Origin of the sequence: Gluconacetobacter aggeris, from assembly GCF_014174395.1 — a bacterium.
Taxonomy (GTDB): domain Bacteria; phylum Pseudomonadota; class Alphaproteobacteria; order Acetobacterales; family Acetobacteraceae; genus Gluconacetobacter; species Gluconacetobacter aggeris.
Genome location: NZ_JABEQD010000001.1, coordinates 538,561 through 560,451 on the forward strand (window position 1 = coordinate 538,561; position 21,891 = coordinate 560,451).

At 66.1% G+C, this 21,891-nt stretch carries 23 protein-coding genes; 8 read left to right on the forward strand and 15 right to left on the reverse strand.

The window, feature by feature from the left end; all coding sequences use genetic code 11:
* Positions 1 to 389: 389 nt before the first annotated feature.
* The 3 genes from HLH36_RS02405 to HLH36_RS02415 all read right to left on the reverse strand — a co-directional run bounded on the left by HLH36_RS02405 (position 390) and on the right by HLH36_RS02415 (position 4,481).
* Positions 390 to 1,838 (reverse strand): sugar porter family MFS transporter, encoded by a 1,449-nt coding sequence (locus HLH36_RS02405; RefSeq protein WP_182984858.1) that lies wholly within the window; start codon positions 1,836 to 1,838, stop codon positions 390 to 392.
* 101 nt (positions 1,839 to 1,939) lie between these two features.
* Positions 1,940 to 3,358, reverse strand: a complete 1,419-nt coding sequence (locus HLH36_RS02410) for a protein adenylyltransferase SelO (protein ID WP_182984859.1) — start codon at positions 3,356 to 3,358, stop codon at positions 1,940 to 1,942.
* Between the two features lie 67 nt (positions 3,359 to 3,425).
* On the reverse strand, positions 3,426 to 4,481 hold the full coding sequence (locus HLH36_RS02415; RefSeq protein WP_182984860.1) for an enoyl-CoA hydratase/isomerase family protein: 1,056 nt from the start codon (positions 4,479 to 4,481) through the stop codon (positions 3,426 to 3,428).
* Positions 4,482 to 4,586: 105 nt separating this feature from the next.
* On the opposite strand from HLH36_RS02415, the gene HLH36_RS02420 reads away from it, so the two are divergent.
* Positions 4,587 to 5,084 carry a flavin reductase gene (locus HLH36_RS02420; RefSeq protein ID WP_182966351.1) on the forward strand — a complete coding sequence of 166 codons (498 nt, stop codon included), beginning with the start codon at positions 4,587 to 4,589 and terminating at the stop codon, positions 5,082 to 5,084.
* 38 nt (positions 5,085 to 5,122) lie between these two features.
* Positions 5,123 to 5,248 (forward strand): hypothetical protein, encoded by a 126-nt coding sequence (locus HLH36_RS20000; protein WP_275943746.1) that lies wholly within the window; start codon positions 5,123 to 5,125, stop codon positions 5,246 to 5,248.
* A 33-nt stretch (positions 5,249 to 5,281) separates the two neighbouring features.
* Here the strand turns inward: HLH36_RS20000 and HLH36_RS02425 are convergent, their stop codons facing one another.
* From HLH36_RS02425 to HLH36_RS02435, 3 genes are read right to left on the reverse strand one after another with little or no spacing between them, the layout of a single operon-like run.
* The gene (locus HLH36_RS02425; protein ID WP_182984861.1) at positions 5,282 to 6,097 is read right to left on the reverse strand and encodes a metal ABC transporter permease; all 816 of its coding nucleotides are present in this window, start codon (positions 6,095 to 6,097) and stop codon (positions 5,282 to 5,284) included.
* A 23-nt stretch (positions 6,098 to 6,120) separates the two neighbouring features.
* A complete protein-coding gene (locus HLH36_RS02430) occupies positions 6,121 to 6,966 on the reverse strand; it encodes a metal ABC transporter ATP-binding protein (protein ID WP_246376302.1) in 846 nt (281 codons plus the stop codon).
* Positions 6,963 to 7,886, reverse strand: a complete 924-nt coding sequence (locus tag HLH36_RS02435; protein ID WP_246376304.1) for a metal ABC transporter solute-binding protein, Zn/Mn family — start codon at positions 7,884 to 7,886, stop codon at positions 6,963 to 6,965. Before HLH36_RS02435 ends, HLH36_RS02430 begins: the two co-directional genes overlap by 4 nt.
* A 171-nt stretch (positions 7,887 to 8,057) precedes the next feature.
* Between HLH36_RS02435 and HLH36_RS02440 the strand changes: the two genes are divergently transcribed.
* The 4 genes from HLH36_RS02440 to HLH36_RS02455 all read left to right on the forward strand — a co-directional run bounded on the left by HLH36_RS02440 (position 8,058) and on the right by HLH36_RS02455 (position 10,948).
* The gene (locus tag HLH36_RS02440; protein WP_182984862.1) at positions 8,058 to 8,549 is read left to right on the forward strand and encodes a transcriptional repressor; all 492 of its coding nucleotides are present in this window, start codon (positions 8,058 to 8,060) and stop codon (positions 8,547 to 8,549) included.
* A 125-nt stretch (positions 8,550 to 8,674) separates the two neighbouring features.
* The gene (locus HLH36_RS02445; protein ID WP_246376306.1) at positions 8,675 to 9,397 is read left to right on the forward strand and encodes a hypothetical protein; all 723 of its coding nucleotides are present in this window, start codon (positions 8,675 to 8,677) and stop codon (positions 9,395 to 9,397) included.
* A gap of 22 nt (positions 9,398 to 9,419) precedes the next feature.
* On the forward strand, positions 9,420 to 10,418 hold the full coding sequence (locus tag HLH36_RS02450) for an asparaginase (RefSeq protein ID WP_182984864.1): 999 nt from the start codon (positions 9,420 to 9,422) through the stop codon (positions 10,416 to 10,418).
* A gap of 17 nt (positions 10,419 to 10,435) precedes the next feature.
* Positions 10,436 to 10,948: a peptide deformylase gene (locus HLH36_RS02455; RefSeq protein WP_182984865.1), complete on the forward strand. Its 513-nt coding sequence runs from the start codon at positions 10,436 to 10,438 to the stop codon at positions 10,946 to 10,948.
* Positions 10,949 to 11,170: 222 nt separating this feature from the next.
* Here HLH36_RS02455 and HLH36_RS19675 read toward each other — a convergent pair whose 3' ends face one another.
* The 8 genes from HLH36_RS19675 to trpB form a co-directional block, all read right to left on the reverse strand.
* Positions 11,171 to 11,350, reverse strand: a complete 180-nt coding sequence (locus tag HLH36_RS19675; protein WP_246376307.1) for a carboxymuconolactone decarboxylase family protein — start codon at positions 11,348 to 11,350, stop codon at positions 11,171 to 11,173.
* Between the two features lie 61 nt (positions 11,351 to 11,411).
* Positions 11,412 to 11,639, reverse strand: a complete 228-nt coding sequence (locus HLH36_RS19680) for a carboxymuconolactone decarboxylase family protein (RefSeq protein WP_246376309.1) — start codon at positions 11,637 to 11,639, stop codon at positions 11,412 to 11,414.
* Positions 11,640 to 11,711: 72 nt separating this feature from the next.
* Complete coding sequence (locus HLH36_RS02465; RefSeq protein WP_182984866.1) at positions 11,712 to 12,677, reverse strand: nucleoside hydrolase; 966 nt, start codon at positions 12,675 to 12,677, stop codon at positions 11,712 to 11,714.
* Positions 12,678 to 12,823: 146 nt separating this feature from the next.
* Positions 12,824 to 14,137, reverse strand: coding sequence for a bifunctional folylpolyglutamate synthase/dihydrofolate synthase (locus tag HLH36_RS02470; RefSeq protein ID WP_182984867.1), 1,314 nt, complete (start codon positions 14,135 to 14,137; stop codon positions 12,824 to 12,826).
* 9 nt (positions 14,138 to 14,146) lie between these two features.
* Positions 14,147 to 15,022 (reverse strand): acetyl-CoA carboxylase, carboxyltransferase subunit beta, encoded by an 876-nt coding sequence (gene accD / locus HLH36_RS02475; protein ID WP_182984868.1) that lies wholly within the window; start codon positions 15,020 to 15,022, stop codon positions 14,147 to 14,149.
* Positions 15,023 to 15,142: 120 nt separating this feature from the next.
* Positions 15,143 to 15,898, reverse strand: a complete 756-nt coding sequence (locus tag HLH36_RS02480) for a class I SAM-dependent methyltransferase (RefSeq protein WP_182984869.1) — start codon at positions 15,896 to 15,898, stop codon at positions 15,143 to 15,145.
* 22 nt (positions 15,899 to 15,920) lie between these two features.
* Positions 15,921 to 16,748, reverse strand: coding sequence for a tryptophan synthase subunit alpha (gene trpA, locus HLH36_RS02485; protein WP_182984870.1), 828 nt, complete (start codon positions 16,746 to 16,748; stop codon positions 15,921 to 15,923).
* Entirely contained in the window at positions 16,745 to 17,998 is a 1,254-nt protein-coding gene (gene trpB / locus HLH36_RS02490; protein ID WP_338030374.1) for a tryptophan synthase subunit beta, read from the reverse strand. The genes trpA and trpB overlap by 4 nt, the downstream gene beginning before the upstream one ends.
* A 168-nt stretch (positions 17,999 to 18,166) precedes the next feature.
* Between trpB and corA the strand changes: the two genes are divergently transcribed.
* Together corA and rho are read left to right on the forward strand one after the other, a co-directional pair.
* Complete coding sequence (gene corA, locus HLH36_RS02495) at positions 18,167 to 19,141, forward strand: magnesium/cobalt transporter CorA (protein ID WP_182984871.1); 975 nt, start codon at positions 18,167 to 18,169, stop codon at positions 19,139 to 19,141.
* Positions 19,142 to 19,380: 239 nt separating this feature from the next.
* Positions 19,381 to 20,691: a transcription termination factor Rho gene (rho, locus tag HLH36_RS02500; RefSeq protein WP_182984872.1), complete on the forward strand. Its 1,311-nt coding sequence runs from the start codon at positions 19,381 to 19,383 to the stop codon at positions 20,689 to 20,691.
* A gap of 204 nt (positions 20,692 to 20,895) precedes the next feature.
* On the opposite strand, the gene HLH36_RS02505 is transcribed toward rho, so the two are convergent.
* Complete coding sequence (locus HLH36_RS02505) at positions 20,896 to 21,867, reverse strand: quinone oxidoreductase family protein (RefSeq protein WP_182984873.1); 972 nt, start codon at positions 21,865 to 21,867, stop codon at positions 20,896 to 20,898.
* Positions 21,868 to 21,891: the final 24 nt, after the last annotated feature.

The following is a 21,891-nucleotide window of genomic DNA, read 5'->3' on the forward strand; positions in this document are numbered from 1 at the left end:
CCTATGCGACTCCTATGCGACTGAAATGACTATTCCTGCTCCGGCGGGAGGGGCGCGAATGGGCTTTATGGAAGGCATGGACCGTGGGCAGGCCGCTCTCCTGCCCCCTTGCATTGACGACTATGTGGCGCCCGAGGCTTTGGTGCGCGTCGTCGATGTCGAAGGGCACGCGGCACGTCCTCAGTGTCGACGAACTCCACGTTTTGACCGATGACGGCTATTCCAACGCTGAGGAAGTCGCTCGACCCGGCCATCGATCGAACGCAACGCCGGCCCTGCTACCGGCGAGTCTGCGCCGATGCCCTACGGAGACGGGGTGGAATGGCCGCTAGGCATAACACCCCGCTCCATCCCACCCGGCCGCCGTGGCGTCAGGGCAGGATGCCGCCCTATTGCGCCACGATGGCCGTCTGTCCCCGACGCGGCCGGAAACGCCCTTCCCGCAGCGCCTTCTCGATATCCTCAAGCGAGGCACCGCGCGTTTCCGGAACCAGGAAATAGACGAACAGGACCGATGCCAGGTTGACCCCGGCATAGAACCACATCGTCCCGCCCAGCGAGATCGTCTGCACTAGCGTCAGCGCCGTGCTGGTCACCAGCAGGTTGCTGCCCCACAGGGTGGCGGCATGCAGGCTGGTGGCGGTGCCGCGCATCGGCAGCGGGAACATCTCGGCCCCCAGCAGCCAGCCGACGACCTGAATGCCGCCCGAGTTGAACATCATGAACAGCAGCAGGAAGGCAATGATCATCCAACTGCCGACACTGCCCTTGTCGGGATGGAGCATGAACATCAGCCCCAGCCCGATCAGGCTGAGGACCGAACCCGGCCCCATGATCAGCATCAGCCGCCGACGGCCGACCCGATCGACGACCAGCGAGCCGGTCAGCGTCATCGCCAGATAGACGACCGCCACGCCCACGCTGGCCAGCAGCGCCGCCGAATGGCCGAACCCGGCATCCGACAGGAAGGTGGGGGCGTAATAGATCATCATCTCCAATCCGCCGCACTGGGTGAAGAACGCCACGCCGAACGCCGCGATCAGGGCCGGCCGCACCCAGGGCTGGGAAAGACCGCGCCATCCCCGCTGATCGTCGGAAACATTTTCGGCAGCCGCGTGAATCTTCTTGATTTCCTTATGGATTTCACGATGACTCGTGCGAACCTTGATCAGTTCGCGGATCGCAGCCTTCAACCCCCGGTTCTCCGCCGTCCAGCGCGGGCTGCGCGGCAGGAAGAACATGGCAATGAACACGAACAGCGCCGGCCCGGCCGCGATCGCGATCATCGGCCGCCAGCCCCATGCATCGCGCATCGCAAAACCGACGATATTGGCAAGGAAGATGCCGATCCCGATCGCCACGTTGAACAGCGTGACCAGCCGCCCGCGCTTAGCCGCCGGCGCCAGTTCCGAGATATACATCGGCACCACCTGCGTCGATCCGCCGACGCCGAGGCCCAGATAGATACGGGCCGCGATCAGCGTGCCGACATCGGGCGCCATCGAACAGGCGAGCGCCCCCGTCACGAAGATGGCGGTGACGATCATGACGGTGGTGCGGCGGCCGAACCGTTCGGACAGCCAGCCGGTGCCCACCGCGCCGATCACGGCGCCGGCCAGGATCGCCGAGGCCACGAACTCCTGCGCCGTACTGCCCAGATGAAAATCCCGCGTGATCAGCAGCAGGGCACCCGAAATGATGCCGGTGTCGTAGCCGTAGAGGCCGCCGCATATGGCGGCCACGGCGGCTGCGAGCCAGAGGGTCAGCCGCGCGTTATCCGAAATCTCGTATTCGGACACATGGGCCAGGCTTGTCGCTTGCGGTGAGAAATTCTGCATTCCGTTCTCCCTGTTCGGAAAGATCTGTCCTGGAACTCCTTGCTCCACAGACGCCACCGGATGGCCGGATTGCCATGCCGGTATCCCGAACCGTACCGCCGTCAGGCGGCGGGCGAGAGGGCGGCCTTCATGTCCCGGATCGACGCGAGCGTGTCATTGAGCATGCTCCAGTCATCCTGGTCCGCAATCGGCTGCCATATCCGCTCCACTACGTCGATCAGCATGGTGCAGGGGACGGATCGGGAAAAATACGGACTGGAAAGATCCAGATCCGGTCGCGGGGAATAGGCATCGATCCGCCGACGCAGCGGCTCGAACTCCGCACCCGCATAGAAATGGGCATTGGGCCCGTTGAGCGCCCGATGCCTGCTCTGCGTTCCACCATACCAGTCGAAGAACAAATTTTCAAATCCTATTCCCGATCGTTCCAGAAACGTCCATGTCTCCGCCGACAGTTCACGGTCATCATTTCTGGAAAGTGGTGACAAGCCAAGGCGTTTCACGATGACGCAGTTCATCTCCACTTCATAACGATTTGGGAAATCGTCGAAGATCTTCTGAAGATCTTCGATTTCCGTCTGGGGAATCAGGCATTCCGCCAGGCGCGCCAGGGTCCACAGCGCGGCCTCGGGCTGGCGCCCGAACGCATACAGGCCCGACTGGTCGAAATAGGCGGCGACGAACGCAGGGTCGTATCGGGGCAGGAAGCGCCACGGGCCGTAATCGAAGCTTTCGCCCGTGATGTTGATATTGTCCGTATTCAGCACACCATGCACGAATCCCGCCCCCATCCACTGGGCCGCCAGGCGCGCGATGCGGGTGCAGGCAATGTCGAACAGCGACGTCGCCGCATTGTCCCCGCCATGAGTGTCGGGGAAGTAGGCGGCCATGACATAGTCCACCAGCCGCGTCAGGCTGGCCCGGTCTTCCAGCGCGGCAAGGCGCTGGAAAGTTCCCACACGGATGTGCGAATGGCTCAGCCGCGCCAGCACGCACGACCGGGTGGGCGACGGCTCGTCCCCGCGCTGCAGCCGCTCTCCGGTCTCGATCACGCTCAGCGTCCGCGAGGTGTTCACGCCCAGCGCATCCAGCATTTCACTGGCCAGGATCTCGCGCACCCCGCCCTTCAGGGTCAGGCGCCCGTCCCCGCCGCGCGACCACGGCGTGCGGCCGCTGCCCTTGGTACCAATGTCCAGCAGCCTGCCGTCGCGCGCGTCCCGCATCTGCGCGAACAGGAAGCCCCGCCCATCGCCCAGGTCGGGATTGTACTGGCGGAACTGATGCCCGTGATAGCGCAGCGCCAGCGGCGTCGGCAGCCCGTCGGGCAGCGGGACGAAGCGCCCCAGATGATCGATCCATTCCGCGTCGGTCAGCGTATCCAGCCCGATCCGCGCCGCCGCGTCCTGGTTGCGGAAGCGCAGGATATGTTCGGGAAAGCGTGCCGCTTCCACCGGGTCGTAGAACGCATCGCCCAGCGTCAGATGCTCACGGGCGGGATGATAGGCGGCGGAGAACGGCATGGATCGGAACCTCGGATCGAGGGCGTGGGGCGATGGCCCGAAGGGCGTGGAGGGAAACGGCGCGCGGTCACGCCGGTTCGGGAAAGACCGGCAGGCCCAGCGTATCGGGGCGGGGGGCGAAACAGGCTTCGATCGCCGCATCGCCCAGCGCCTCGCCCGCCAGCCAGCGTGGCGCGTTGTCCTTGTCGACGATCTTGGCCCGCACGCCCTCGGTGAAATCGGGCAGGCGGATCAGGTTGCCGACCAGGCGATATTCCTGCTCCAGCACCGTGTTCAGATCCGGCAGGCGGCGCGCGGCATGCCAGGCGCGGAACGTGACAAGCAGCGACAGGGGCGAGGCCTGCTCCATCGCCTCGCGGTCTTCGGCCGCCCACGGCTCGGCGCTGCACGCCAGCCGGTCGCGGATCGTCTCCAGGTCCGGCGCGTCATAGAGCGCGTTGATCGCCGCCAGTTCCTCCTGAACCGGGCGCGGGACGGCAGGGGCCAGATCCACCACTTCACCCGCCGGCCGCCGGGCGAGGGCGGCCGCAAGCTCCGGCAGGTCCGACGCCGCCAGCATCCGGTCGGCAAAGCCCGCGACCACGGCCTGCCCGCCCTGCATCCGGCCGCCGGTCAGGGCCAGGCGCAGCCCATACAGCCCCGGCGCGCGGGACAGCAGGTACGACCCGCCCGCATCGGGCGTCAGCCCGATCGCGACCTCGGGCATGGCCAGCACGCTGCGTTCGGTCACGATCCGGTGACGGACATGCGCACCCAGCCCGACCCCACCCCCCATCGTGATCCCGTCCATGAACGACACCACCGGCTTGGGATACCCCGCCAGGACCGAGACCAGCCGGTAGCCCGCACGGAACACCTGCGCCGCCGCATCGGGCCCCGCGTCGCGTGCCAGGGTATAAAGGGCCCGCAGGTCCCCGCCGGCCGAAAACGCCCGGGGGCTGGTACTGTCGATCAGCACCGTCTCGACCGCCGGGTCGTCCCGCCATGCGGCGAGCACCGCGGCGATCCCGCGATAGAGCGTAATATCCAGCGCGTTCAGCGCCTTGGGGCGATTGACCGTCAGCCGCCCCAGGCGGCCCTGGCGGGATACCAGCAGCGTATCGTCCGTCGCGTCGGCCTGCATGATGATGAGTTCCTTCCGTTTTCCCTGTCGTGATACTATGCCAGAATGATCGATGATGCAGATGCCGCCCCTACAGGAATGGACGACGGCAGGAAGGGCGCGGGCATGAGTGTGGACTCCCAGACCTATCGGGACGCGATGGCGCGGCTGGGCGCGGCAGTGAATGTGGTCACGACCGGCACGCTGGACGACCCGGTGGGCTTCACCGCTTCGGCCGTCTGTTCCGTCAGCGACGCCCCGCCCACGCTGCTGGTGTGCATGAACCGCGCGTCACGCGCGCGCGATGCCTTTCATACCGGCGGGCCGATCTGCATCAATGTCCTGTCCGCCGGCCAGCGCGACATTTCAGGCACCTTCGCCGGGCCGCTGGACATGTACGAACGGTTCACGGTCGGCCACTGGACGACGATGGTGACCGGCGCGCCGGCATTGGAAGAGGCCGTGGCTTCCTTCGACTGCCGGATCGACCGGATTGTCGAGGTCGGCACCCACAGCGTCATGTTCGGTGTGGTCGAGGCCATCCGCATCGGCGCGCCGATGGGGGGCCTGGTCTATTTCAACCGCACCTATCACGTCGTGCCGCATGGCGGCCACGACCACTGACCCCGATTACCGATTCCACTTGTCCGGAGATACGCGCGATGCCTTCACGCCGCCGCCTGGAACACCCGCCGGTCATTGACGGCCGGATGCTGCTTGCCCTGCATGCCGGGCTGGGCACCGTGCTGGTCCTGATGGCATGGTGGTGCTGGTCCCTGCCGTCCTGAACCGCCCGTTCCTCGGCCCGTCGTGCAGGATCATCAGGCCGCATCGATGCGTTCACGCCGCCCGGTGAAGCGCCAGGCGCCGGCGACCAGGTAAAAACCCGTACTCAGCGCGCTGATCCAGAACGAGGCCGGGCAATCGGTCCACCAGGACAGGGCCAGCCCGCCCCAGCCCGCCCCGATCGCACACAGGACCGACAGTACGATCCCCCATCCCGGCGTGGCCGTCAGGCGCTGCGCCGTCGCCGCCGGCCCGACCATCAGCGCGAAGACCAGCAGCACACCGGTAATCTGCACGCATTCCGCCGTCACGACCGCGACGATGGCCAGGAAGATGGTGGATACCATGCGCAGCTTTACGCCGCGGGCCTCCGCCGTCTCGGGCTGGAGGCTGGCGAACAGCAGCGGCCGCGACAGCGCCGCCATGGCCAGCACGCAGCCCACACCCAGCACCAGCAGCCACCCCAGCATCGACCGGTCCACCCCCAGCACGTTGCCGAACAGCAACGCCGTGGCGCGGGTGGCCGATGTGGTCAGGAAGTGCAGGAACAGAAGGCCACAACCCAGCATGCAGGACAGGACCAGCCCGATGGTGACATCCCGCCCCTGGGTGGTGCCGCGCCCACCCAGCCCCATGGCCACCCCGGCCAGGACCGTGGCGCCCATCAGCCCCCAGAAGGGCGGCATGCCCACCAGCAGCGCACCGGTCGCCCCCGCAAAGCCGACATGCGACAGCGCGTGGCCGGCAAAGCTCTCGCCCCGCAGCACCATGAAATAACCGACCAGCCCGGAGAGGATCGCAACGATACCCGTCGCGGCAAAGGCATGGCGCATGAATTCGAAGGCGAACATGATCGGATGCTACCCCCGCCCGCTCACGACTGCACCACCCCGTCGGCAACGACGAAGATGCGCCCGTTCGCCCGGATCACCTCGACCGGCATGCCATACAGGGCGCTCAGCACCGGGCCGGTCACGACCTCGTCCACCGTGCCCAGCCGCGCCGCCCCGCGCCCCACATACAGCACCTGGTCCATCACCCCCAGCAGCGGGTTGAGGTCATGGGTGGAAAACAGCACCGCAATGCCCAGTTGGCGGCGGATCGTATCCACCAGCGCCACGACTTCCCGCGCGCGATGGGGGTCGAGGCTGGCCAGCGGTTCGTCCAGCAGCAGCAGACGGGGCCGCCCCAGCAGGGCCTGCGCCAGCAGCAGCCGCTGGCGTTCGCCGCCCGAAAGATGGTCGATCGGCCGGCGTGCCAGATGCATGGCCCCCACCAGATCCAGCACCCGGTCGATTTCCATCGCATCGTGGCGGCGGTGCCGGCCGGGGCGCCAGTCGCAGGGCAGGCCCCAGCGTTCGCCATGCAGGGCGGCGGCGATGAAGCTGCGCCCGTCCAGGCGCGGCGCCGAGCGGGCCGGGAATTGCGGCAGATAGCCGATATCGTGGTTGCCCCGCCCCACCGGCCGGCCGAAGACCGAAATCCGCCCGGCCGCCGCCGGCACCACGCCCAGAATGGCGCGAATCAGGCTGCTCTTGCCCGCGCCGTTGGGCCCCAGCATGCCGACGAAGGCCCCGGCGGGCACCGTCAGCCCGACATCGGACAGGATAATGCGGTCGCCGATGCGCAGCGTGACATGCGCCATGTCGACCGGCGGCATGGCAGGGGACGCCGGCGCGGGCGGTCCGCCGCAGCACCCATGGCCATCATGACCGCTCATGCGGGCCCCCGGGCCGATCCTTGGGCGAAGGCCTGTTCCAGACGGTCCAGCACCCCACCGATCCAGTCCTGATAGCGCGTGCCCGGCGGCAGGCTTTCGCCGACCCGCAGCACGGCAATGCCCGTCCCCCGCGCCAGACGGTCCAGCCGTTCGGTGGCCGGGCCGGTCGTCTGTTCGTTCAGGATCAGGACCCGCACCCGCCGCGCCGCCAGGTCCTGTTCGAACCCGGCAACCTCCGCGGGACCGGGATCGGTGCCGTTCATGACCGCGCGCTGGAAGTCCGTATCGTGCATCGTCAGACCGATCTGCCGCGTCATCAGGCCGAAGATCGGCTCGGACGCGGCCACCGGCACCCCATGATACCGCTCCCTCAACTGCGCGATCCGCTGCTGAAGCGGTACCAGCGTGTCCAGAAACCGTTGCAGGCGGGCCTGTAATGCCGCACGGCGATCGGGGCGGATCGCGCCGCAATCGGCGGCGAATGCCGTCGCGACGACGCGCACCATCGACAGGTCGTACCAGAAATGGGCGTTGTCGCCGTCCCGCCACCCGACCAGTGCCGCGACGGTCAGCACGACCGGCCGGTCGGCGCTACCGCCCCCCTCCATCAGCCGATCGATCCAGCCGTCATATCCCCCGCCATTGGCGATCACGATCCGCGCCATGCCCAGCCGCCGCCCATCCATCGGACTGGCCTCGAACGCATGCGGGTCGGTGGCGGGATTGGTCAGGATGCTGCTCACGGCGACATCGGCCCCCCCGACCTGGCGCGCGATATCGCCCCAGACCGCTTCGGCGGCAACAACGGCAATCGGACTGTCGGCACGGGCCGGCCGCCCCACCGATGCCGCCAGCATGACAGCCATCAGCCAGGCGCAGACCAGGCGAACCAGGCCCGACCGGGCGAGACGAAGGGGCAATATAAGGTCAGCAGACACGCGACAGGCCGTCAGCAGGAGGGTTGGCAGGTCAAAATACGTTATAATGTAACATATTTGAAGCCTTCATATAACGCGCTTTCCGGCGTATGGAAACCAGGGAGCCGCTCGGCGGCATCTCTGAACAGATCGGGGGGGCATGGCGCGGCAGGTATGGCGGGGACGAGTTTCGCCGAAAAGACCGAGACACGGCTGGATAATGCCGAGCGCTTGTGCGCCGCGCATGGTTCGCGGCTGACCGATCTGCGGCGCCAGGTGCTGGGCCTGGTGCTGGAGGCCGCGCGCCCGGTCGGCGCCTATGACCTGCTGGACGGATTGCGCGCCGACAAGAAGGGCGCCGCCCCGCCCACGGTTTACCGCGCACTGGATTTTCTGCTGGAAGAGGGGCTGATCCACAAGATCGAGCGCCTGTCGGCTTTCGTGGGCTGCACGCATGCGCTGGATGGCAGCCATACCGAGGCAGGCCATCCTCATGCGGCGCAATTTCTGATCTGTACCGGCTGCGGCCAGGTGACCGAACTGGACGATCACGGCATCCTGCATGCGCTGGTCGATGCCACACGGCATATCGGCTTCACGGTGCGCCATTCGACCGTCGAGGCAGAGGGCCTGTGCGCCGCCTGCCGCGACGCAGCAACGGCATAAGGCGCGGACCGGCCACCAATGACGGCCGACTTCAGACTTCACGGCGAACGGCACGACTGAGGATTATGGTGAGAAACGGTTACAGGGTCAGGCCGACCGGCCTGGCAACCCGGAATTCGGAACGCATGATCTTCCGGATAGACGATATGCAGGGCCGGGCGCGCGCGCGGATCGCGGCGAAAGATGGTGCCCAGGCCCTGATGCTGTTCTGGCAACGGCGCGGCCGGCAGATCATGGCCGAAGCCCTGCCCGACCCTGACCCCGTAGCCACCCTGCGACGGAATTTCGACATGGCACGCATCCTCCCGGATACCGCCGAACTGCCGCTGCCCGCACCAGCACCCCGCGCCGCCACACAGCCCGCGACCCGCCGGCCCCGCACCCCGCGCCCGGTACGCGACACGGCAGACGCCGGACAGAACGATTTGTTCGCATCGGCCGCCACCAGCCCGCCGCCTGCCGCCCCGCCAAGGGCCGAACCTGCGCCACCCCGGCGGCAGGTCACGCATCTGGATGCCGAGACCCTGCAACTGGCGCGCGTCCATTTTCGCGGGCTTCAGGCGTCCGACCCCGCCGACAGCTATCTGTACCACATCACGACGGAAGAGAATGCCGACGCCATGCTGCGCGACGGCCTGGCCATGAGCCGCCGCCATCCTCTGCTGCTGACCGAGCGGGGCGGCGTGCCCTACTGGCTGTCCCTGGTGGCTGACGACGACGATGCCCGCGAAGCCGATATCGCCGTGCTGCGCATGAAGCGCTTCATGATCGACGATCTGATCGAGGACGATCCGGACTCGACGCGCAGCTCGGGCAGCCCGAGCTACTTCCTGACCGGCAACACCTGACCTCCAAGGACGACACCCACTCATGGAAACAGCAATCGCCGAGATCGAACGCGGCGGCCGCGTCGAATCCCGCCATGCCGGTACCGCCGTGGTGGTGGATGCCGATGGCGACGTGCTGTTCGCGCTGGGCGACATCGCGCAGCCGACCTATCCGCGCTCGGCGGTCAAGGCCTTCCTCGCCCTGCCGCTGGTCGAGAGCGGCGCCGCCGACCGGCTGGGCCTGGATAACGAGGAACTGGCGCTGGCCTGTGCCTCGCATAACGGCGAGCCGGCCCATGTCGCAGTCGCGGCGCGGATGCTGGGCCGGGTGGGCCGCGACGTCGCCTGCCTGGAATGCGGCACCCACTGGCCGACCCATGCCGATGCCGCGCACGCGCTGGCCCGCTCGGGCGGCACGCCCAACGCCCTGCATAATAATTGCTCCGGCAAGCATGCCGGCTTCGTCTGTCTGGCCTGCGACCGGGATGAGGATCTGGCAGGCTACATCCAGCCGGCCCACCCGATCATGCGCGAGGTCACGGCGGCGCTGGCCGACGTGACGGATGCCGCCCATGGAGAGGACAATCGCGGCATCGATGGCTGTTCGATCCCCACCTACGCCATCCCGCTACGCGCCCTGGCCCATGGCTTCGCACGCTTCGGCACCGGCCACGGTCTGGGCCCGGAACGCGCGCGCGCGGCGGCACGGCTGCGCACCGCCGTGGCCCGCGCCCCCTTCATGGTCGGCGGCAGCGGGCGCTTCGACACCGTGCTGATGCAGGCGCTGGGATCAGCCGTGTTCAGCAAGATGGGGGCGGAGGGCATCATGGCCGCCAGCCTGCCGGAGCAGGGGCTGGGCATCGCGGTGAAATGCCATGACGGCGCCCCCCGCGCGGCCGAAGTCGCAATGGCCGCCCTGCTGACGCGCTTCCTGGGCCCGGAGACCCGCGACCACACGGTGCTGCGCGATCTGGCGACCCACGATATCCGCAACTGGAACGGAATGACGGTCGGCCGCGTCCGTGCTGCCGCCTTCATCTGATCCCAAGAGGCGTCCGAATGACCGCGCGCCCGATCGTCATGTTTCCGGACCAGCGCCTGCGCCAGGCGGCGGAGCCGGTTACACTCTTCGACGCGGCGCTGCGCACACTGGCCGCCGACCTGCTCGACACGATGCGCGCCGCCCCCGGTATCGGCATCACGGCGCCGCATATCGGCGTGGCACTGCGCGTCGTGGCACTGGACCTGCGCGACACATCGGGGCCCCGGACCTATATCAATCCGGAGATCATCTCGACGTCCGACGAGATGATCCGGCATGAAGAAGGCAGCGTTTCCATGCCGGGCGTCATCGAACAGATCGAGCGCCCGGCCAAAGTGCGCGTACGGTACCGGGATCTCGATGGCCAGGAGCATATCGAAGAGTCCGAAGGCCTGCGCGCGATCTGCCACCAGCACGAAATCGACCAGCTCGACGGGATATTCTGGATCCAGCGCCTCTCCGCCCTGCGCCGCAATCGGCTGGTGGCACGTTATGAGAAGATCCGGCGCGCCACAGGACAAAGGCGGTAAAGAAGATCTTCTTTTGTCTTCCGAAAAAGAAGCAAAAAGACTTTCGTTCATTTTGGGCCATCGTATGGCCCGGCAAAAAACTCCCGAACAGATCAAAAGTTTTTTGGTTCTTTTTTCCAAAAAAGAACGAAGATCATAATCCCGCGCGAATCCCCCGCAACTTGTCAGGATTGCGCACGACATAAACGGCAATAACGTGCCCCTCACGACATGTCAGGCTCGTCACCTGCGGCAGACCATCATCCTCCAAGGGCCCCCGATACAGAACCAGCGGAACCCGATGGCGATGCGGTTCCAGTGATTGATCATGCCGATGACGAGCGTAAGCTGGACGACCTCCTGATCCGTAAAATGGCCGCACAGAGCATCGAAATCCGCATCCGGCGCATGGGTTTCGGCCACCAGGATCAGAGCCTCGGCCCATCCCAGCGCCGCGCGTTCCCGGCGCGTATAGAAGGCCGTTTCACGCCAGGCCAGCAGCAGGGCGACCCGCCGCGTGTCTTCGCCCGCTTTTCATGATCGCGGCATGCATATCGAGGCAGAAGGCACAGCCATTGATCTGCGAAACCCGCATCTTGACCAGTTCGATCAACATGAGGTCGAGACCCGAGGATGTGAGAGCCTCTTCAAGCTCCAGCATCTTGCCCAGAAGAGCGGGAGCGGTCGCCAAATAGTCCAGTCGGGGGGTCATGATCGTCATCCTGTAAGCTGTTTGCCATAAGACGAAACAGGAGACGGGTTTGTGACATGCCACCGTGGACCCTTATGTGATGAACGTCTCCGCATACAGCGCCAGCACACCGCCCACATCGACATCCACCGCAACCGCGCGTGACGGCGCGTCATCCCAGGCCGGGGCGGGTGGTCCGGGCAGGCCGGCCGGCTTCTGGATCGTCTGCCCATCGGCCAGCCCCCCGCACACCACCCGGACCGGCCCATGCCGCAGGGTGAACAGATGCGGCGCCAGAACCTGGATCACCGCCAGGCTGTCATGGGCAAAAATGCCGGCCAGCCCGCGGGAACGTTCGTGGAAACCCTGATAAAAACGCGACACAGCGCGCAGGAAAGCGCCATCCGGCCCGCCCCGTTCCGCCAGCCGATCCAGATAGGCGGCGTCCATCACCACCTGCTGCGTCACGTCCAGCCCCAGGACAGTGACCTTCCATGGCGCGGTCATCACCAGATCCGCCGCCTCCGGGTCCGACAGGATATTGGCTTCGGCCACTGGAGACACATTGCCGCCATGACCATGTGTGCCAAACGCGCCGCCCATCAGACTCACGCCAGCCACCAGCCCGGCAATGGCGGGATCGTGCCGCAGGGCCAGCGCCAGATTGGTCAGCGGCCCGATAGCGATCAGCGTCACCTCGTGCGGATGGGCACGTACCAGATCGACGATCACCTGCCAGGCAGGACGCGGATCAACCGCGCGGGCCAGTTGCGCCGGCGGCATCAGGTCGCCCAGCCCGCCCGGTCCATGCACATGCGGCACCCCGGCCCCCGCCGGCCGTACCAGCGGTGTGGCCGCGCCCTTGCCCACCGGCACATCCAGCCCCAGCCGCTCGGCCAGCCACAGCGCGTTGCGCGTGACGGTGTCGATATCCAGATTGCCATGCACCGTGGTCACGCCCAGCAGGTCGAATTCCTGCCGCCGCGTCAGGAAACACAGCGCCATCGCGTCGTCCACGCCAGGGTCGGTGTCGAAGATGACTTTGTACCGATGTGTCATGGGGAGCCCCTCAAGGAGGTTCTTTTTTGCAAAAAAGAACCAAAAAACTCTGATTCGTTCAGGGACATCATATGTGCCCAGCACGAGGCTCCTGAACGGATAAGAGTCTTTTTGCTTCTTTTTCTCCAGAAAAAGAAGACCTTAACTCAACGCGCGACCCAACCGTCCTGCGCCAGGACAACCCCCGCCAGATACAGGCTGCCGCAGATCACCACCCGCCCCGGACCATCCGCCCCTTCGGCCAGACGCGCCAGCGCGGCCCGCACGGTGGGGCCGGGAATGGCGCGGCCCGAAGACGCCGACACGATCGCCTCGACCGGCAATGCCAGATGCTGACTGGGCTCGGCCACCGCCTGGACGCTGGCGGCCCGCTCCAGCAGGGGGGCGAGAAAGCCCGTGGCATCCTTGGTCTGCTTCATGCCAACCACCAGATGGACCGGACGATCGGACCAGCCGGCCAGCATGTCGGCCAGCGCATGGCCGGCACCGGGATTATGCCCGCCATCCAGCCACAGTTCCCAGCCGGGCGGCAGCAGGGCAGCCAGCGCGCCGTCCAGCCGTTGCAGGCGGGCCGGCCATTCGGTGCGGGCGATGCCTGCCCAGGCAGCATCCGGCACCACCAGCCCGCTGGCCCGCAGCGCCGCCACCGCCAGCCCGGCATTATCTACCTGATGCGGCCCCGGCAGACCGGGAATCGGCAGGTCCAGCATGCCCTGCGCGTCCGCATAACGCAGGCCGCCTGGTGCCGGCGCGATCTCCCAGTCCACGTCACGCACCAGCAGGCGCGCACCACATTCCGTTGCCCGGTCGCACAGAACCGCCATGGCCTCGGATGCCTGATAGCCGGTCACCGCCGGCACGCCGGGCTTCATGATCCCGGCCTTCTCCGCAGCGATCGCAGCCAGGCTGTTGCCCAGGAAAGCCTCGTGATCCATCGAAATCGACGCAATCGCGCAGGCGGCGGGCCGGGCGAGAACATTGGTGGCATCGAAACGGCCACCCAGTCCGACCTCGATCACGGCCAGACGGGCAGGGTGGCGGGCGAACAGAACAAAGCCGGCGGCGGTCAGAACCTCGAATACCGTGATCGGCGCGCCGTCATTGACACGCTCGACCTCCTCCAGCACCGCCACCAGTTCGTCGGTCGAGACGATACGGCCGGCAACACGGAAGCGTTCCGTCACATCCACCAGATGCGGCGAGGTCATGACATGCACCGGCCAGCCGGCCGCCTCGCCGATGGCGCGCAGATTGGCGCAGGTGCTGCCCTTGCCATTAGTGCCGGCGACATGGATCACCGGCGGCAGATGCAGTTCCGGATGGCCCAGCCGCGCGAGCAAGGCTTCCAGCCGGCCCAGCGACAGGTCGATCAGGGCCGGATAGAGCTGGTTGAGCCGCTCCAGCACCGCGCCGGCACGACCGACGAATTCCGGCCCCAACGCCGTGGGCGAGGTCGTCATCGGCGTGGATCAGGCCGCCGGACGGAGCGGCGTAGCACCCTGCCGATGATTCAGCAGGCCGATCAGGCGGCCCAGCATGGCCGGCAGGTCGGCGCGCTTGGTCACCATATCGATCATGCCGTGATCCAGCAGATATTCCGCCCGCTGGAAGCCCTCGGGCAGCTTCTCGCGCACCGTATCCTCGATCACGCGCGGGCCGGCGAAGCCGATCAGGGCATTGGGCTCGCTGATCTGAACATCGCCCAGCATGGCGAACGAGGCGGTGACGCCGCCCGTGGTGGGGTTGGTCAGCACGACGATGTAGGGCAAGCCGGCATCGCGCAGCATCTGCACCGCCACCGTGGTGCGCGGCATCTGCATCAGGCTGATCATGCCCTCCTGCATGCGCGCGCCGCCCGAGGCGGTGAAGACGATCAGCGGCGCTTTCTGCAGGATCGCCAGCCGCGCCGCCGCCACGAAAGCCTCGCCCAGCGCCGCCCCCATGGTGCCGGCGATGAATTCGAATGCCATCACAGCCACCACCGCGTCATGCCCGCCGATCTTGCCGTGGGCCACGGCCATGGACTCGTCCAGCTGCGACTTCGCGCGCTCGTCCTTCAGCCGGTCGGTATAGCGCTTGCGGTCGCGGAACGAGAGCGGATCGACCACCACCTTGGGCAGGTCGATGCGCGTGCAGGCACCCTCGTCGAACGTCCAGGCAAACCGCTCGGCCACCGTCGCACGCATATGATGGCCGCAATGCGGGCAGACATTCAGGCCCTTCCGCAGGTCCTTCACCAGGATCATCTGGCTGCAGGATTCGCAGTTGGTCCACAGATTGTCCGGCACCTCGCGCTTGAGCAGACCGCGGATCTTGGGGCGGACGTAATCGGTCAGCCAGCTCATCACATCACTCCATCACACGAGGCGCACATGGGCCCCCGGAAACCCGCCTTCTTACAATCAGGGTCCCGGAAAGGCCAGATGGTTCTCTGGTTACAGCAAGGCAAGCGTGAAGAGGAGAATTCAGGCCGGCTCAGCCAGGAAGCGCGCGACATCCAGCATGAAGCTGCCGTCTTCTTCCACCCCGAACTGCCGGATCACCTCTTCCGGCGCCGCCTGCTGCAGCGAGCGGATGGCCGCGACCCGCTCTGGCGGCGTCTTCGTCCGCGCCACCCAGCTTGCGAATTCCATACGCAGGCGATGCGTGCCCAGTTCCCGGACGGCGAATCCCGCCCCGGCCAGCAAGGCCGCCCATTCCGCGACTGCATAGTCACGCACATGCGACACGTCGCGCAGCAGTTCCAGTGTCTGCAACCAGCTATCAGCCCGCGCCGATGCAGGGGCCGTCACGTCGATGAACAGGGCGACACCCGAGGGTGCCAGCACACGCCGCGCCTCGCACAGTCCGGCAGCCGCGTCGATCCAGTGATGGGTCGTGAACCGGCAGAACACCGCGTCGAACCCGCCATCCTCGAACGGCAGACGTTCGGCGGGGGCACGCACCGTCGAGATATTCGACAGGCCCCGCCGGGCCGCCTCCTGCGTCACGGCATCCAGCATCTGCTGGGTCAGGTCGCAGGCCACGACCTCCGCCACATGCGGGGCCAGCCGGTAACTGACATGGCCACCGCCGCAGCCAAGATCCAGCACGCGGCGCAATCCCTTGCCCGCGACCAGCCGCTCGATCGCCTCCAGGTCCGCTCCCTCGGCATGGACGGCGCTGGTCACGTAATCCGGGGCGCGGGTGCCGTAATGCTGTGCGGCGTAGGGCTGGGTCATCGTGCGATCCTCAAGAAACTCTTCACGCCTTCCGTACCGAGCGCACGGCCTCAGCCAGCGCCGAAAGCTGTGCCAGCACACGCGGCAGGGTGTCGGGCGTCGCACGGCCCTGTTCGTCCAGCGAATCTTCCAGCGTAGCGATCAGGGCCGAGGCCACCACGGCGGCATCGGCAGCACGGACGGCAGCGGCGGCCTGTTCGGGCGAGCGGATACCGAAGCCGATCGCCACCGGCAGGTCGGTCGCGGCGCGCAGGCGCGGCAGGGCCGCCGCCAGTTCGTCGCTGCTGGCGGTGCGCGTGCCGGTCACACCGGTAATGCTGACATAATAGATAAAGCCAGAGGCATGGCCGCAGACCACGGGCAGGCGCACATCGTCGGTGGTAGGCGCCACCAGGCGGATGATGTCCAGCCCGGCTTCTACCGCCGGCCCGTCCAGCAGGTCGGCTTCCTCGGGCGGCATGTCGACCACGATCAGCCCGTCCACCCCGGCACGCGCAGCATCGGCACAGAAGCGGGCATGGCCGTAGGCCTCGATCGGGTTCAGATAGCCCATCAGGATGATCGGCGTGTCGGCATCGTCCTCGCGAAAGCGGGCCACCATCTCCAGCACGCGCACCATGCTGGACCCCGCCTTCAGCCCCCGCCGTGCCGCCAACTGGATGGTCGGGCCGTCGGCGCTGGGATCGCTGAACGGCACGCCGATCTCGATCAGGTCGGCCCCCGCTCCCGGCATGGCACGCAGCAGCGCCAGAGACGTGTCGTAGTCCGGATCGCAGGCCTGCAGGTACGGGATCAGGGCACCGCGCCCCTGTTCCTTCAGGGCCGCGAAGCGGCGGGCGATGCGGCTCACAATGTCACTCCCAGATGTGCGGCGACGGTGAAGATGTCCTTGTCCCCGCGGCCGGAGATATTTACCACCAGCAGCGTCTCCGGGCTGAGCGTGGGGGCGATGACGGCCGCATGCGCCAGGGCATGGGCGGATTCCAGCGCCGGGATGATGCCCTCGGTCCGCGTGCAGAGCTGGAAGGCGTCGAGCGCCTGGTCATCGGTCGCGCCGACATACTCCACGCGCCCGATATCGGCCAGCCAGGAATGTTCCGGCCCGATGCCGGGATAGTCCAGTCCGGCGCTGATCGAATGGGCCTCGTCGATCTGCCCGTCTTCGTTCTGCAACAGGTAAGTACGGTTGCCATGCAGCACGCCCGGCCGCCCGCGCAGGATCGATGCCGCGGTCTCGCCGCTGTCCAGCCCCCGGCCTGCGGCCTCGACCCCGATCAGACGCACTGACGGATCATCGAGGAAAGGATGGAAGATGCCCATCGCGTTCGACCCGCCACCGATGGCAGCCACGATCACATCCGGCAGGCGCCCTTCGGCCTCCTGCATCTGGGTGCGGGTTTCCTCCCCGATCACGGACTGGAAATCACGGACCATCTGTGGGTAAGGGTGGGGTCCGGCCACGGTGCCGACGAGGAAATAGGTGTCGCGGACATTGGTCACCCAGTCGCGCATCGCCTCGTTCATCGCATCCTTCAGCGTGCCGGCGCCGGAGGTCACGGGCACGACCTCGGCACCCAGCAGGCGCATGCGGAACACGTTGGGCTTCTGCCGCTCGACGTCGGTGGCACCCATGTAAATGGTGCATTTCAGCCCGAACAGCGCACACACCGTGGCTGTGGCAACGCCATGCTGGCCAGCCCCGGTCTCGGCCACGATGCGGCTGCGGCCCATGCGGCGGGCCAGCAGGATCTGGCCCATGACATTGTTGAGCTTGTGCGAGCCGGTATGGTTCAGTTCCTCGCGCTTCATGTAGATGCGCGCGCCGCCCAGTTCCTCGGTCAGGCGGCGGGCGAACCAGAGCGGACTGGGGCGGCCCACATAATCCTTCAGGTAATAGTCCAGTTCCGTGCGGAATGCGGGATCGGCCTTGGCCGCCGCATAGGCCGCATCCAGTTCCAGGACCAGAGGCATCAGCGTCTCGGCCACGAACCGGCCGCCGAAGATGCCGAAGCGGCCGCGCGGGTCCGGCCCGGCACGCAGGCTGTTGGGCAGCGCCTCTGCCACGCCGCGTTCCGCTCCGCTGGTATCTGCTGCGCTCACGTCGTTCTCCGGACCCGATATAGATGCAGGATATCGGGTGTTCTGGACCGCATGGCGGAAAATTACCAGCCTCGTCTCCACCCGGCAGACGACGCCCGGGTGAATTGACAGGCAGCGTAGGCCCCCCGATACGGGGGCCAGGCGGGGAAGCGGAGAAAGACAACATCCATGTTTGTTGCCCATTGTCCCGGTCAGGTACCTCGGCCGATCGTCACCGATGCCGACGCCACTGGCGTTGCCTGGCTGGATCTGCTGGACCCGACGCCGGATGAACAGGCCCTGGCGGCCAGGATTACCGGCCAGCGCATCCCGACCCGCGCCGACCTGGAGGAAATCGAGAGTTCCTCGCGCCTGTTCATGGAAGACGATGCCGTCTATCTGTCGACACCGCTGGTCCGGCGCATCCAGGACGATTTCTTCGTCTCGCCGGTCGGCTTCGTACTGATGCGTGACCGGCTGCTGACCATCCGCTTCACCGAATTCTCGTCGTTCGACCTCATCGCAAAGCAGATCACCGCCAGCAAGGAGACCTATAGCGGGGACGAGGTCTCGGTGCTGCTGCTGGAGGCGGTGGTCGACCGCATGGCTGATATTCTGGAGCATCTGGGCCAGGCGCTGGATACGCTGTCGCGCGACGTGTTCCAGGCGGACCAGCCGCGCCGGGCCGGCCGGGCCGACCAGATGCTGCGGTCGCTGCTGCGCCGGGTGGGGCGGTCGGGCGACCTGGCATCGTCGGTGCGCGACAGCCTGCTGGGCATGGAGCGGATCGCGATCTTCGTCAGCGAGAACAAGAAGCACGATCTGTCGGAAAAGCTGCGCGACCGGATGAGCACGGTCGCGCGCGACATCGTGTCGCTGAACGATTTCGTGTCGCAGATCTCCAACAAGGTCCAATTCCTGCTGGATGCCACGCTCGGCTTCATCAGTATCGAGCAGAACAACGGCATGAAGATCCTGACCGTGGTCAGCTTCATCGGGGTCGCACCCACGCTGGTTGCCGGGATCTACGGCATGAATTTCCACGATATTCCGGAGCTGAACTGGAAATACGGCTACTGGTATTCGCTGGCGCTGATGGCAGCGACGATCATCATCCCGCTGCTGTGGTTCTGGCAGAGGGGCTGGCTGGCCCGAGGCCGCTAGAGCCTGCCCGTCAATGCCTGCCGGCGGCGATCCGACGCCCGGCCTTGACCGTTCGGGACGATTTCCTTATGATTTGGCCGTCGCCGGCGGGCTTTCGTCTGCCGGACGATCCCTCCGTATGGAACGTTGCTGGCCACTTTTCCGGTTTGTCCGGTTTTTTCTGGCAGGCGCACCGATGCGCCACTTCCAGGCCGATCGTTTCCCCCCCGTCTATGACCTGCCCATCCAAGGCAACCTGAATGCATCTCGCCGAACTCAAGGCCAAAACCCCCGCGGACCTTCTGGCGTACGCCGAAAGCCTGCAGATCGAGAACGCATCGTCCCTGCGCAAGCAGGACATGATGTTCGCCATCCTCAAGACCCTCGCCGATAACGACCAGGCCATTCATGGCGAGGGGACGCTGGAAATCCTGCCCGACGGGTTTGGTTTCCTGCGCTCGCCCGAGGCCAATTACCTGCCCGGGCCGGACGATATCTATATCTCGCCCAGCCAGGTGCGGCGCTTCGGCCTGCGGACCGGCGACACGGTCGAGGGGCAGATCCGCGCCCCGCGCGACGGTGAGCGCTATTTCGCGCTGCTGAAGGTCAACACCATCAATTTCGAGCCGCCCGAGGCGGTCCGTCATCGCATCAATTTCGACAATCTGACGCCGCTCTACCCCGAGCGCCGGCTGAAGATGGAAGTCGAGAGCGACGCGGTGGGCGGCGAGCCCGAAAAGGGCACCAAGGGCGGCAAAGGCGGCAAGGGCCAGACCAAGGATTTCACCCCCAGGGTGATCGACCTGGTCTCGCCGATCGGCATGGGCCAGCGCGCCCTGATCGTCGCCCCGCCGCGCACTGGCAAGACCGTGATGCTGCAGAGCATCGCCTCATCCATTTCGGCCAACCATCCGGAAGTGTTCCTGATCGTGCTGCTGATCGACGAGCGGCCCGAGGAAGTGACCGACATGGCGCGTTCGGTGCGCGGCGAGGTCGTGTCCTCGACCTTCGACGAGCCCGCGACCCGGCACGTCCAGGTGACGGAAATGGTGCTGGAGAAGGCCAAGCGGCTGGTCGAGCACAAGCGCGACGTGGTCATCCTGCTGGATTCCATCACCCGCCTGGCGCGCGCCTACAACACCGTGGTCCCGTCATCGGGCAAGGTATTGACCGGCGGTGTGGACGCCAACGCCCTGCAGCGCCCCAAGCGTTTCTTCGGCGCGGCGCGCAACATCGAGGAAGGCGGGTCGCTGACCATCATCGCCACCGCGCTGATCGATACCGGCAGCCGCATGGACGAGGTGATCTTCGAGGAATTCAAGGGCACCGGTAACTCGGAACTCATCCTCGACCGCAAGCTGGCCGACAAGCGCACCTTCCCGGCCATCGACATCACCAAGAGCGGCACCCGCAAGGAAGAGCTGCTGGTCGAACGCTCGGAACTGTCGAAAATGTGGGTCCTGCGCCGCATCCTTGCGCCGATGGGCACCATGGATGCGATGGACTTCCTGCTGGACAAGCTGAAATACAGCAAGACCAACAGGGATTTCTTCGACGCGATGAATACCTGAAGACCAGGAAGCAGGGGCCGGAGCGATCCGACCCCTGTTTTTTGTTGGTGAGGATGTTTCTGTTCTTTTTTAAAAAAAAGAACCAAAAAACTTTTGAACTTTTAGATCTCGTTCTGAGGCGAAGACCGTCCACCACAACGGACCTCAAACGAATAAAAGTCTTTTTGCTTCTTTTTCTTCAGAAAAAAAAGAACTCTTCCCCCATCAAGGCAACAGGATCGTACTCCCGATCGTCGCCCGCGATTCCAGCGCCGTCTGCGCAGCCCCGGCATCAGCCAGAGCGAAACGCTGCCCGATCCGCACCGTCAGCACTCCCTGAATGATCAAATCGAACAATTCCTTGGCCCCTGCCAGCAACGCGGAACGCTGGGCAAAATAAGTCGTCAACCCCGGCCGCGTCAGATACAGGCTACCGCGCGTGGCCAGCATGCCGACCGAAATGCCCGTGACCTCGCCGGACGCATTGCCGTAACTGACCATCAGCCCACGCGGCGCGAGGCAATCGAGACTGGCGACGAACGTATCCTTGCCCACGCTGTCATAGACCACGGGCACCATGGCGCCGTCCGTCAGCTTGCGCACGCGCGCGGCCAGATCGTCATGCCCGATCAGAATATCCGCCGCACCGTTCTGCCGCGCCAGTTCGCCCTTTTCCTCGGTCGACACCACGCCGATCACCCGTGCGCCGATATGCCGCGCCCATTGGCATACCAGCAGCCCCACACCACCGGCTGCCGCATGAACTAGAATCGTCTCGCCAGGTTGGACGGCATGGACCTCGCGCAACAGCATATGGGCAGTCAGGCCGCGCAACATGCAACCTGCCGCGATATCGAACGGGATATCCGACGGCAACGGCACGACACGATCGGCGGCGATGGTGCGGCATTCGCCATAACCGCCCAGGGCCGTGGGATAGGCCACCCGGTCACCGGGCACGAAATCGGTCACCCCCGCGCCGGTGGCCATGACGACACCAGCACCCTCCATCCCCAGGATGGCCGGCAGGGAGGGCACCTTGTACAGGCCGGTGCGGAAATAGATGTCGATGTAATTGACGCCGATCGCCTCCTGCCGGATCAGGATCTCACCCCGGCTGGGCACGGGCGTGGGCAGAGTCTCCAGTTGCAGAACCTCGGGGCCACCATAGCCGTGGATGCGGATTGCCCTGTACATCGCCTGTATCCCTCTTCCTGTTCT

Coding starts and splice junctions, on each gene's coding strand:
- rho (WP_182984872.1), top strand. CDS start 19,381: ATGCATCTCGCCGAACTCAAGGCCAAAACCCCCGCGGACCTTCTGGCG.
- HLH36_RS02410 (WP_182984859.1), bottom strand. CDS start 3,358: ATGCCGTTCTCCGCCGCCTATCATCCCGCCCGTGAGCATCTGACGCTG.
- HLH36_RS02445 (WP_246376306.1), top strand. CDS start 8,675: ATGATCTTCCGGATAGACGATATGCAGGGCCGGGCGCGCGCGCGGATC.
- HLH36_RS02430 (WP_246376302.1), bottom strand. CDS start 6,966: ATGAGCGGTCATGATGGCCATGGGTGCTGCGGCGGACCGCCCGCGCCG.
- HLH36_RS02455 (WP_182984865.1), top strand. CDS start 10,436: ATGACCGCGCGCCCGATCGTCATGTTTCCGGACCAGCGCCTGCGCCAG.
- accD (WP_182984868.1), bottom strand. CDS start 15,022: ATGAGCTGGCTGACCGATTACGTCCGCCCCAAGATCCGCGGTCTGCTC.
- HLH36_RS02450 (WP_182984864.1), top strand. CDS start 9,420: ATGGAAACAGCAATCGCCGAGATCGAACGCGGCGGCCGCGTCGAATCC.
- HLH36_RS02420 (WP_182966351.1), top strand. CDS start 4,587: ATGAGTGTGGACTCCCAGACCTATCGGGACGCGATGGCGCGGCTGGGC.
- HLH36_RS02425 (WP_182984861.1), bottom strand. CDS start 6,097: ATGTTCGCCTTCGAATTCATGCGCCATGCCTTTGCCGCGACGGGTATC.
- HLH36_RS02470 (WP_182984867.1), bottom strand. CDS start 14,137: ATGACGACCTCGCCCACGGCGTTGGGGCCGGAATTCGTCGGTCGTGCC.
- HLH36_RS19680 (WP_246376309.1), bottom strand. CDS start 11,639: ATGACCCCCCGACTGGACTATTTGGCGACCGCTCCCGCTCTTCTGGGC.
- HLH36_RS02415 (WP_182984860.1), bottom strand. CDS start 4,481: ATGCAGGCCGACGCGACGGACGATACGCTGCTGGTATCCCGCCAGGGC.
- HLH36_RS20000 (WP_275943746.1), top strand. CDS start 5,123: ATGCCTTCACGCCGCCGCCTGGAACACCCGCCGGTCATTGACGGCCGG.
- HLH36_RS02505 (WP_182984873.1), bottom strand. CDS start 21,867: ATGTACAGGGCAATCCGCATCCACGGCTATGGTGGCCCCGAGGTTCTG.
- HLH36_RS02465 (WP_182984866.1), bottom strand. CDS start 12,677: ATGACACATCGGTACAAAGTCATCTTCGACACCGACCCTGGCGTGGAC.
- HLH36_RS02440 (WP_182984862.1), top strand. CDS start 8,058: ATGGCGGGGACGAGTTTCGCCGAAAAGACCGAGACACGGCTGGATAAT.
- HLH36_RS02480 (WP_182984869.1), bottom strand. CDS start 15,898: ATGACCCAGCCCTACGCCGCACAGCATTACGGCACCCGCGCCCCGGAT.
- HLH36_RS02405 (WP_182984858.1), bottom strand. CDS start 1,838: ATGCAGAATTTCTCACCGCAAGCGACAAGCCTGGCCCATGTGTCCGAA.
- corA (WP_182984871.1), top strand. CDS start 18,167: ATGTTTGTTGCCCATTGTCCCGGTCAGGTACCTCGGCCGATCGTCACC.